At 48.7% G+C, this 9,126-nt stretch carries 10 protein-coding genes, 5 tRNA genes and 1 pseudogene; 7 read left to right on the plus strand and 9 right to left on the minus strand.

The window, feature by feature from the left end; genetic code table 11:
• The 4 genes and pseudogenes from WG89_RS31445 to WG89_RS31800 all read left to right on the plus strand — a co-directional run.
• Positions 1–219, plus strand: a pseudogene (locus tag WG89_RS31445) (IS1595 family transposase); the annotation flags it as partial.
• Positions 212–1,039: a DUF1800 domain-containing protein gene (locus WG89_RS27295; RefSeq protein WP_062270808.1), complete on the plus strand. Its 828-nt coding sequence runs from the start codon at positions 212–214 to the stop codon at positions 1,037–1,039. The pseudogene WG89_RS31445 and the gene WG89_RS27295, both read left to right, overlap by 8 nt.
• Before the next feature lie 3 nt (positions 1,040–1,042).
• Positions 1,043–2,011, plus strand: coding sequence for a DUF1501 domain-containing protein (locus WG89_RS27300; RefSeq protein ID WP_216638571.1), 969 nt, complete (start codon positions 1,043–1,045; stop codon positions 2,009–2,011).
• A gap of 21 nt (positions 2,012–2,032) precedes the next feature.
• Positions 2,033–2,203 carry a hypothetical protein gene (locus WG89_RS31800; RefSeq protein WP_216638572.1) on the plus strand — a complete coding sequence of 57 codons (171 nt, stop codon included), beginning with the start codon at positions 2,033–2,035 and terminating at the stop codon, positions 2,201–2,203.
• A gap of 10 nt (positions 2,204–2,213) precedes the next feature.
• On the opposite strand, the gene WG89_RS27305 is transcribed toward WG89_RS31800, so the two are convergent.
• The 3 genes from WG89_RS27305 to WG89_RS27315 all read right to left on the minus strand — a co-directional run bounded on the left by WG89_RS27305 (position 2,214) and on the right by WG89_RS27315 (position 5,128).
• Positions 2,214–3,110, minus strand: a complete 897-nt coding sequence (locus tag WG89_RS27305; RefSeq protein ID WP_062270809.1) for a hypothetical protein — start codon at positions 3,108–3,110, stop codon at positions 2,214–2,216.
• Between the two features lie 201 nt (positions 3,111–3,311).
• Complete coding sequence (locus WG89_RS27310) at positions 3,312–4,181, minus strand: rhomboid family intramembrane serine protease (protein WP_062270810.1); 870 nt, start codon at positions 4,179–4,181, stop codon at positions 3,312–3,314.
• A gap of 62 nt (positions 4,182–4,243) precedes the next feature.
• Positions 4,244–5,128, minus strand: coding sequence for an NAD(+) kinase (locus tag WG89_RS27315; protein ID WP_062270811.1), 885 nt, complete (start codon positions 5,126–5,128; stop codon positions 4,244–4,246).
• Between the two features lie 164 nt (positions 5,129–5,292).
• Here WG89_RS27315 and WG89_RS27320 point away from each other — a divergent pair, with 164 nt between their 5' ends.
• Both WG89_RS27320 and WG89_RS27325 read left to right on the plus strand, forming a co-directional pair.
• Positions 5,293–6,222 (plus strand): DUF1853 family protein, encoded by a 930-nt coding sequence (locus WG89_RS27320; RefSeq protein ID WP_062270812.1) that lies wholly within the window; start codon positions 5,293–5,295, stop codon positions 6,220–6,222.
• Between the two features lie 91 nt (positions 6,223–6,313).
• Complete coding sequence (locus WG89_RS27325) at positions 6,314–6,820, plus strand: DUF2780 domain-containing protein (protein ID WP_062270813.1); 507 nt, start codon at positions 6,314–6,316, stop codon at positions 6,818–6,820.
• Here the strand turns inward: WG89_RS27325 and WG89_RS27330 are convergent.
• Complete coding sequence (locus tag WG89_RS27330) at positions 6,817–7,743, minus strand: 1-aminocyclopropane-1-carboxylate deaminase/D-cysteine desulfhydrase (RefSeq protein ID WP_062270814.1); 927 nt, start codon at positions 7,741–7,743, stop codon at positions 6,817–6,819. The genes WG89_RS27325 and WG89_RS27330 overlap by 4 nt on opposite strands.
• Positions 7,744–7,994: 251 nt before the next feature.
• On the opposite strand from WG89_RS27330, the gene WG89_RS27335 reads away from it, so the two are divergent.
• Entirely contained in the window at positions 7,995–8,306 is a 312-nt protein-coding gene (locus tag WG89_RS27335; protein WP_062270815.1) for an RNA recognition motif domain-containing protein, read from the plus strand.
• A 237-nt stretch (positions 8,307–8,543) separates the two neighbouring features.
• Here the strand turns inward: WG89_RS27335 and WG89_RS27340 are convergent.
• From WG89_RS27340 to WG89_RS27360, 5 genes are all read right to left on the minus strand, one after another.
• Positions 8,544–8,620 (minus strand) — tRNA-Asp (locus WG89_RS27340).
• Between the two features lie 40 nt (positions 8,621–8,660).
• Positions 8,661–8,736, minus strand: a tRNA-Val gene (locus tag WG89_RS27345).
• 69 nt (positions 8,737–8,805) lie between these two features.
• Positions 8,806–8,882, minus strand: a tRNA-Asp gene (locus WG89_RS27350).
• A gap of 40 nt (positions 8,883–8,922) precedes the next feature.
• Positions 8,923–8,998 (minus strand) — tRNA-Val (locus tag WG89_RS27355).
• Between the two features lie 43 nt (positions 8,999–9,041).
• Positions 9,042–9,118: transfer RNA gene (locus WG89_RS27360), tRNA-Asp, on the minus strand.
• Positions 9,119–9,126: the final 8 nt, after the last annotated feature.

Below are 9,126 nucleotides of genomic sequence, written 5' to 3' on the forward strand. Positions count from 1 at the left end.
GGTGAATATGCACGAGATGAGGACGGCGACGGTTTTCATGAGATTCATGTGAATACAATGGAGGGGTTCTGGTCGCTGTTGCGTTCCTGGTTGCGTCCTCATCGGGGTATATCACAAGAGAAGTTACCGCTGTATTTGGGTTTCTTCGAGTGCCTGCACAATATCAAGAAGCGCGGGAAAGCAGCTCTAACCGGTCTTCTGGGAGTGTTGTTTGGATAACTCCCCGGAATCCATTAAGAGCCTAAATGAAAACCTCGCCAGAGAAATTCTTGAGCTCCATAGCCTTGGCGTTAACGGCGGGTATACTCTAAATGATATTCAGGAACTGGCCAAAGCCATCAGTGGCTGGAGTATTACCCGGGCAGCAGATACACGACAAGGTTTTAAATACCGTCCCAACGGCCATGAACCCGGAACCAGAACTGTACTGGGCAAAGAATATCCCCAGACAGGCGTTGACCAGGGGAAAGCCATTCTCAGGGATCTGGCCCGACACCCCGCTACTGCCAGGCTGGTCTGCTTCAAGCTGGCACGTCACTTTATCAGCGACACTCCATCAGAGTCTCTGGTCAAAGCGTTAACCGACACCTGGAGCAAGACCCGGGGCAATCTTCACGCTGTCATGACCACTTTGATTCAGCACTCTGAGGCCTGGCAATCGACCTTTGAAAAATACAAAACCCCGAGAGAGTTTCTGATATCCACTCTGCGACTGGCCAACGTCAGCGAACTGCCGGCTCAAAGAGTCATTCGCCTGCTGATACACCTTGGACAAAAACCCTTTGCGGCGGGTTCACCGGCCGGATATGACGACACGGCAGATGCCTGGGACGGCAGTGGCGCCCTGCTGAAACGAATTGACTGGGTCAACCAGATGAGCGTGCGGTTTAAATCCGCACAGTTTTCACCGAAACAACTGCTGGAAAACTATTTTGGCTCACTGGCTTCCGATCACACCCGGTTGCTGGTCGGTGGTGCTGAAAGCCGCGAAATGGCTGCAGCCCTGTTTCTTATGAGCCCGGAATTTCTCAGGAGATAAAGCATGAAACGCAGGGAAATGATCAAACTGCTGGGAACCGGACTGGCACTGTCGCCTCTCTCACTGTACGGAGCAGTGCCAAACACCTCCGCAGATAACAAAAAACTGGTCTGGGTGGTGTTAAGAGGTGCAATGGATTCACTCCATGCGGTCATGCCCACCTCCGACCCTCATTTTCTGAGTCACCGTGAAAAACTGGCAGCCCCGATTCTGGATAAAGCTCTGCCTCTGGACAGAGGTTTTGTCCTGCACCCGGAACTGAGCCAACTGCATCAGTGGTATCTGCAACAAAACCTTTCACCTGTCGTAGCCGTGGCCTCCCCTTACCGTTCCCGCTCCCACTTTGACGCTCAGGATACTCTGGAAAGTGGTATGCCGCGTTTTCAACACGACAGTGGCTGGCTAGGAAGAGCTTTGAACGTTCAGAATAAAAGTGGACTGGCCGTGGCCAACTCCCTACCCCTGAGTATGCGAGGCAGTAATCAGGCAACCACCTGGTACCCTTCACGTTTTAAAGAAGCCAATGAAGAGTTCTATGACCAGCTCATGTCACTTTATCATGAAGACCCGGCTCTGCTTGACAGTCTTAAACAGGGATTAAAGACTCGTGCCCTGGCTCAGGACAACATGGGTAAAAAACGAGCCGCCAACTTTATTGCCCAAGCCCGGGCAGCTGGAAAATTACTCAGTGGAGAACAGTCACCCGATGCCATCATGCTTGAAATGGGTGGCTGGGACACTCATGACAATCAGGCCAATCGACTGAACCGACAGCTCAAACAATTAAACACTGGCCTGACAGAGCTTCAAAAAAGTCTGGGTGATACCTGGAAAAATACGGTGGTCGTGATTGCCACTGAATTTGGTCGTACCGTCAAAGTAAACGGCACCGGTGGTACGGATCATGGTACCGCTTCTACTTTGATTCTGGCTGGAGGTGCATTTAAGGGAGGTAAGGTCCTTGGGGACTAGCCTGGTCTTTCCGGAGATGATTTGTACCAGGGCCGTGACCTTCAACCTACTTCTGATATCCGAAGCTGGATAGCCAGTGTTCTTGAGCAGCATTGGTTAATGAGCGATTCAGCCCTTAACAGAGTATTTCCTGACTCCAGAAAACTTTCTGCTCAACTGATCAATGCCTCAACACGCCATGAGTTAACTTAGATCATTCTTCTTAAAGGTCATCGTCACCCAAATCAATACCATAACAATCCAGGCTCAGGGGCATTACACTGAAAATAGAGTCCTCAGGAAGCTCATTATCTTTCGATAGAGGTGAGACATATTCAGAAGGTTTGGACTCATAAAAAGTCAGAACCGGTACTTCGGCCTTCTCCCATTCTTCCATCACCCGGCTTCGTTCAGAGAAATAGTCCTTAGGAGAGCATGTCACACCCAACCAGCGATCCACCACTAATACATGATCTGGAAGGTCCGAAAACCTTAGATGCTTACCCAGCTCAACATCCTCAGGCTTCGCTCCCACCAGGACTAATGCGTGATCAGCAGTGACTTCATCGGAGCCATTATCCACGACATCGGCAAGACAAACCCCTGGCACGTCTTCACTCATTAAATGAATGGCCACCGTCAAAGCCAGCTCTTCAGAGTTTGCCACCTTATTGGCATGGATGGTTTTGGCAATGATGTCCAGATTTTCAAAGTACGCATCCACTTCTGCTTGATCAGGGAACTCCTCATTCCATTGGCAAGAGGAGTAATAGGAACATTTTTCCAGACAATCAAGCTTAAGCGGGCGGGTTTGATCTCTGACTTCCTGACAATGCTTATCGATAGTCTTCAAGTCATTGAGTTTCAGTTTTGGATGCCATTTGGTGGATGAGAGCAGCTCAGGAAAGTCCGTCATGGCCTCATCAAGTGCTCTTTTGAGTCCACTCTGTACTTTTCGATTCTTTAAAGGTCGGGGTGAACGATCCACCATTAAATCCGGGTCCGTCTTTAACAGACTCGCCGGTGAAAGCTGCCGGACAGCTTGCTTGGGACTCTGCTTTTTATTGACATGACCGGACTTACGAGGTGAAGAAGGAGGAGGCGAGCCTGAAATAGTCATAGTGATTCCCTTCACTTTGAATGATTCAGGATGACAATTACAGCCTGTCACACTGTTCTGTATTAATGAGCCTTAACAATCACTATAGAAGAGACTGTTATTGCATTGCCCCGTATTCGGAATATTTAGAAGAGGCTATAAAACCATCCAAAAACGGTAGGAATCAGCTCCTCTGTGTGGAACAAGTTCTGGGGTTAGCGTCTAAACCTTGATTCTTGATTTGAACATCACAGCAGCAAGGCCACCCAGGACAATGCCGGAAACCAGTCCACCCAGGTGAGCAGCATTGGCCATTTGCCCAAGCACTGGTCCAAGAATGTCGGTATAACCAATCACCAGCCAGAGAATCATGAATCCGTAGATGGCCGGTGGCAGCCCCATATAAAAGCTTTTATCCAACCGTTCACGCACCATGCTGTACCCCATCAAGCCATAAACTACACCTGAGAGACCACCAAACAGTACCGAACCATCTGACATGGCGTATTGTGCAAAGTTGGAAAGCACCCCGGTCAACAAAACCAGACCCAGCAGATGAATACCACCCTGATGCATTTCAATTCGACCGCCCAACACATAAAACATCAGCGCATTGAACACCAGATGAAGAATGCCAAAATGGATAAAGATCGGGGTGATCAGCCGCCAGTATTCATGAGTTTCCAGGGTATGAGCGAGACTGGCGTAATAGATGTAGCCATTGGATATCTTGAAGTCCACAAAGGTGAAGCTGGAGATGGCTTGAATGTTCTCCCCAAGATGGGTCAGAACTGCCACCACCAGACACACCGCCAGAATCAGAAAGGTAAAAGGAAAGCTCTTCCAGGGAATGCTTTTGAAGAAGTTGCCTACTTCAGGCCCTTTTCGGGGCGGTGCCACTGCCAGCTCCAGCTCACCGGATTGCCAGTCCTCGTAGAACTTCTCTACGGCTTCCCCCTGCTGCTCATTCTGAGTCCACAACACCTGTTTTCCGGACTCTTCCGTAATTCTGTGGGGCACGCCCTGCCGGTATAAAAAGTAGGACAATGCACTCAAATCCTTGTCTGCAGGAAGCTCCAGTGCCCTATACATAGTCAACTCTTGTTTTATCGAAAGCGATTAGTGTAGTCAAATACCCTGCCCTACCAAGGACGTTATTGGACATCGTCATTAGGATACCATCTTAATTTAGATCGGCAGGCTTCATAAAAATTGTGGTTCAGAGGATGTAGTAACCGCAGCTGTTGCTGCTTCTTGCGGATCAAAATAACGTCATCTGGAGCCAGCTCGATATCCACCTGTCCATCAAAGCTGATGCGGGGATGGATTTCGTTACCTTCGTGAATCACCAGCTTCAACTGGCTGTTGCCATCCACCACCAGAGGGCGGTTGGTCAACATATGAGGGTACATGGGCACCAGAACAATGGCATCCAGCTTGGGGTGCATAATAGGACCACCACCGGACAGGGCATAGGCTGTCGACCCGGTCGGCGTAGCCATGATCAGCCCGTCTGAGCGCTGGCGATAAACAAACTGATCTTCGATGAACAGTTCAAATTCGATAATCTTGGTCGAGATACCCGGGTGCAGCACCACATCGTTCAGCGCGTCACCGCAACCAATGGTTTTGCCTTTTCGCTCCACCTTCGCTTCCAGCAGAAACCGGCTTTCCATCCGGTACTGACCCGCAAGGATTTCGCCAATACTGGTTTCCAGCTCGTCCGGTGAAACATCTGTCAGAAAACCCAGCCGTCCGCGGTTAACCCCGACAACGGGTACATCATAAACAGACAGCTCCCTTCCGGCGCCCAGCAGGCTGCCATCGCCTCCTACCACAACCACCAGATCACAGGTTTTGCCCATTTCAGCACGATCACACACGTCAAAGCCATGATCCGGTAGAAGATCAGACAATTGCTCATCCAGTGATACAGCTACACCCTGCGAATGCAGAAAATGGGTCAGGCGCTTCAGGGTCCCATCAATATGAGCCTTACCCTGTCGACCTGTCACCCCTACCCGCTTGAATTCTTCCATCGGTCTAAATCACTTGTCATTGGTGAATGCATTCAGCACACAAGCCCGACGGTAGACTATCAGCCTGACCAGGCTTCTGATGAACGAATATAAACACTCTCAGATGAATCTGTTACTCTTATCTCAACCCAACAGGGCCCCGACCCATTTCTGAACAGACAAAAATGAATCGACTCTCGCATCAACAGGTGGCCCGGGACATAGACTGGTTATTGAGCAGCCCTTCTATCATCAATCCCAATTTTGATTCGAGATTTATCTGTCCCGCAACCAGCCCGGCACACCCCTACCAGATTACAGGCTCTGGCTATTCAGAGCTAGTGGATATTCTGCATCAGCGCCGCAGCCACCTGCTGGGTATTTATTATGAATCCCTCTGGCAGCATATTCTGAGACATTCCCGGGAGTATGAGCTGATTGCCTGCAATCTGCAGGTTCAGAATAATCACCAGACACTGGGTGAGTATGACCTGATTCTCAAGTCACTGAGTGAAGCCGTTTTCATTCATCGGGAACTGGCCGTCAAATACTATCTGGGGCTGCCTTCCAACACGCGCACAGCGAGCCCCTGGCACCACTGGGTAGGACCAGGGCTCAGAGACAGAATGGACAGAAAACTCAACCATATGTTGAGGCATCAGATTACTCTTTCAGACACCCAACCGGGTAGAAATGTACTGAACGCTCTGAATATCTCGGAAGTGAAAACAGAAATTCTGTTCCAGGGTTATTTGTTTTACCCCATTTCAGGTATCTGTCCAATCCCTCAAGATTGCTCTGCAAACCACCTGAGAGGTCACTGGCTACCGATCAACCAGTTAGAATCCTGGCTGGAGCAGGATGGAGAAGAGGCCTGCTATCTGCCTCTGCCAAAATCTCTTTGGCTATCGACTTATCGGGGCCTGCCTGATCCTGCAACTCACCTGACCCGGGAAACACTGATCAGTCGACTGCAGTCGCAACTATTTAACAGCGCCCGACCCCAAATGGTGGTTCGATGCCATGATCAGGAAGGTGAATTAATTGAGAGCAGTCGTTTTTTTGTCGTGCCCGATGATTGGGAAGCCAGAGCCATAATGGCCGCAGAAATATAAGAAACAGTGGTTAATAGAACAATTTGTATCAAGCTGTTGCCAGCATTGGTTAATACTTCAAGGATTGTTTTTTAACGAACGAGTTGGCTTTATGAAACTATCGAGATTTTCTGTTTATCGTATTGAATCTCTGTTATTCATAACACTTGCCCTGTTTTTGATTATTCAACCTTCTCATTCCAGAGCCAGTGGACTGATTGACACCCTGACCAGTCAATTAAATATCAGCCAGTTTCAAGCACAGGGCGGAGCCGGTTCATTATTGCAAATGGCCAATAGTAAACTTTCAAAAGACGACTTTAACGTAATAAAGGAAGCTCTTCCTGAAACACCGGAGTTGTTGAAACAGGCGCCAGAAGTTGATCACACAAAAAACTCATCATCATTATTGGATTCAGCCAGCTTGTTAGGCAGTTTTGATACCCTGAGCAAACAGTTCAAAACCCTCGGGCTTGATAATGACATGATTGGAAAGTTTTCTTCGGTACTGATTGATTATCTTAAAGATGGCCGAAGCAGCGAAGCAGCCGGTTTATTAAAATCAGCCTTACCGTCAGGCTTGATGGACTCAGCGGGCTCCCTGCTTGAAAAGTTTTAATCACTGTTCCATTCACTGAAACCACGGCGCCCTTGAAGACCCCCTGTATGAACCAGTAACAATCGCATGGGCTGGGGCATGTCTCCGGATTCGACTTTATGCTTGAGAGCCAATAACAGCTTTCCGGTATAAACCGGATCCAGGGGGACGCCGGTCTCCCGCTCAAACTCTTTGATGAACTGAATCAGTTCAGGGGTTGTTTTCCCATAGCCTCCACAATGATGGTTCAGCTCCAGACTCCAGCGATCGTCTGATGGTTCAAGATACTGCCGAATATCTGCGTTCAGAAAGTCAACCCCCTTCAAAACAGGAAAGCCTCTAACCCAGGCAGCACCTTGAGTGCTCCGGATCACTCCTGCAAGGGTGGCTCCAGTGCCACAGGCCATCCAGATTTCATCATAATCAGCCAGGACTACTGAACCTGCAGATAGAATATCCTCACATCCTTTGACACCCAATTCACCCGATCCACCTTCAGGAATTACAAGTACCTGCTCCGATGAAAGAGATAACTGATTCAATAAAATGCGATGAAATTCCGGTTGATACCTCTGCCTGTATTCAGAACGGCTGACATAAACAAGCTTCATTCCCCAGGATTCTGCATCTTGTAACATGGCGGATGGATTAACAGGCTTTTCACCCCGGACAATACCTATTGTTTTAAAACCCAAAAGATGACCAGCCGCTGCCATAGCATGAAGATGATTGGACCAGACTCCACCAAAACTAAGAAGCGTATTAATACCGCGGCATTGAGCTTCTTTAAGATGACACTTCAACTTAAACCATTTGTTTCCACTAATCACTTTATGAAGTTGATCAAGCCGAAGAACATCCAGTGCAATAGGAGAACGACGTATAAAAGAGGGGTTTATTCTTTCAACTGGTACTTTATTACCAATTACATCTGAAAAGTACATATTGACATTTATTCTTCTTGTTTTGACGTTAATTAACAGTTAATACCGTAATAAGTCAGTGATATAAACGATATCAGTAATAAAGAATACATATAACAAGCCTTCATTCCACTGATCTACGTGCTACAATGGAATCTCACTTAAACATTGTACTCTTACCTGATGCCCAAAAAGACAGTGTCTCGTGCGACGCTAAATGCTTTGAAAGGTAGCAGACAAGCAGCTACAGCGTCCCCGGAGATAGAGAAAAAATGGCAAACAAACTGTTCGTTGGTAACCTGGCCTTCGCCGCGACGGAACAAGATCTGGAAGAGGCTTTTGGTGCCTTCGGCGAAATCGAGGAATGCAAGATTATCCTTGATCGTGAAACCGGTCGTTCTCGTGGCTTTGCTTTCGTAACATTCAGTTCTACTGATGCTGCCGAAGCAGCTCTGGCTCTGGATGGACAGGATGTAGCTGGTCGCAGCATCCGCGTAAGCATTGCAACTGAGCGTCCACGCAACAACAATGGCGGTGGTCGTCGTGGCTTTGGTGGGAATCGTGAAGGCGGTCGTCGCTTCTGATACCCACAGCCCTGCTTCAAAAAGCTGGTGTCTACCAGCTTTTTTTTCGCCTGCTGTTTACCCTTTCTGAATACTCAGAGTAAAAGCCGTAACAATAGACACCCTTGGAATTGCTCCACGGCTCTGACATCCTGCTTCGCCCTAACTCCTACATCCTGTGGTCGTGCATTACAGGGATACATTACGTCCATGTAAATAAAAAAAAACGACTATCTGAAAGATAATCGTTTTTGTAGATGGCGGACCGGACGGGACTCGAACCCGCGACCTCCGGCGTGACAGGCCGGCATTCTAACCAACTGAACTACCGGTCCGCGTATCTTGCTTATGAAGCGTTTCGCTTCAYCTTGAACTTGGTGGGTGATGACGGGATCGAACCGCCGACCCTCTGCTTGTAAGGCAGATGCTCTCCCAGCTGAGCTAATCACCCAAATCTAAAGACTTTCGTCTTCAAATGTCGATTGCGCCTGTCGTGCAATCTTTACTCTCTACTAAAAAATGGCGGACCGGACGGGACTCGAACCCGCGACCTCCGGCGTGACAGGCCGGCATTCTAACCAACTGAACTACCGGTCCGCATATCTTGCTTATGAAGCGTTTCGCTTCATCTTAAACTTGGTGGGTGATGACGGGATCGAACCGCCGACCCTCTGCTTGTAAGGCAGATGCTCTCCCAGCTGAGCTAATCACCCTGAGTCGAATATTGTGCCTGTCGGACAATATCCTTTAAAAAAATGGCGGACCGGACGGGACTCGAACCCGCGACCTCCGGCGTGACAGGCCGGCATTCTAACCAACTGAACTACCGGTCCGCGTATCT

Origin of the sequence: Endozoicomonas arenosclerae (assembly GCF_001562015.1) — a bacterium.
Classification (GTDB): domain Bacteria; phylum Pseudomonadota; class Gammaproteobacteria; order Pseudomonadales; family Endozoicomonadaceae; genus Endozoicomonas_A; species Endozoicomonas_A arenosclerae.

Coding starts and splice junctions, on each gene's coding strand:
- WG89_RS27305 (WP_062270809.1), bottom strand. CDS start 3,110: ATGACTATTTCAGGCTCGCCTCCTCCTTCTTCACCTCGTAAGTCCGGT.
- WG89_RS27335 (WP_062270815.1), top strand. CDS start 7,995: ATGGCAAACAAACTGTTCGTTGGTAACCTGGCCTTCGCCGCGACGGAA.
- WG89_RS27320 (WP_062270812.1), top strand. CDS start 5,293: ATGAATCGACTCTCGCATCAACAGGTGGCCCGGGACATAGACTGGTTA.
- WG89_RS27315 (WP_062270811.1), bottom strand. CDS start 5,128: ATGGAAGAATTCAAGCGGGTAGGGGTGACAGGTCGACAGGGTAAGGCT.
- WG89_RS27330 (WP_062270814.1), bottom strand. CDS start 7,743: ATGTACTTTTCAGATGTAATTGGTAATAAAGTACCAGTTGAAAGAATA.
- WG89_RS27300 (WP_216638571.1), top strand. CDS start 1,043: ATGAAACGCAGGGAAATGATCAAACTGCTGGGAACCGGACTGGCACTG.
- WG89_RS27325 (WP_062270813.1), top strand. CDS start 6,314: ATGAAACTATCGAGATTTTCTGTTTATCGTATTGAATCTCTGTTATTC.
- WG89_RS27310 (WP_062270810.1), bottom strand. CDS start 4,181: ATGTATAGGGCACTGGAGCTTCCTGCAGACAAGGATTTGAGTGCATTG.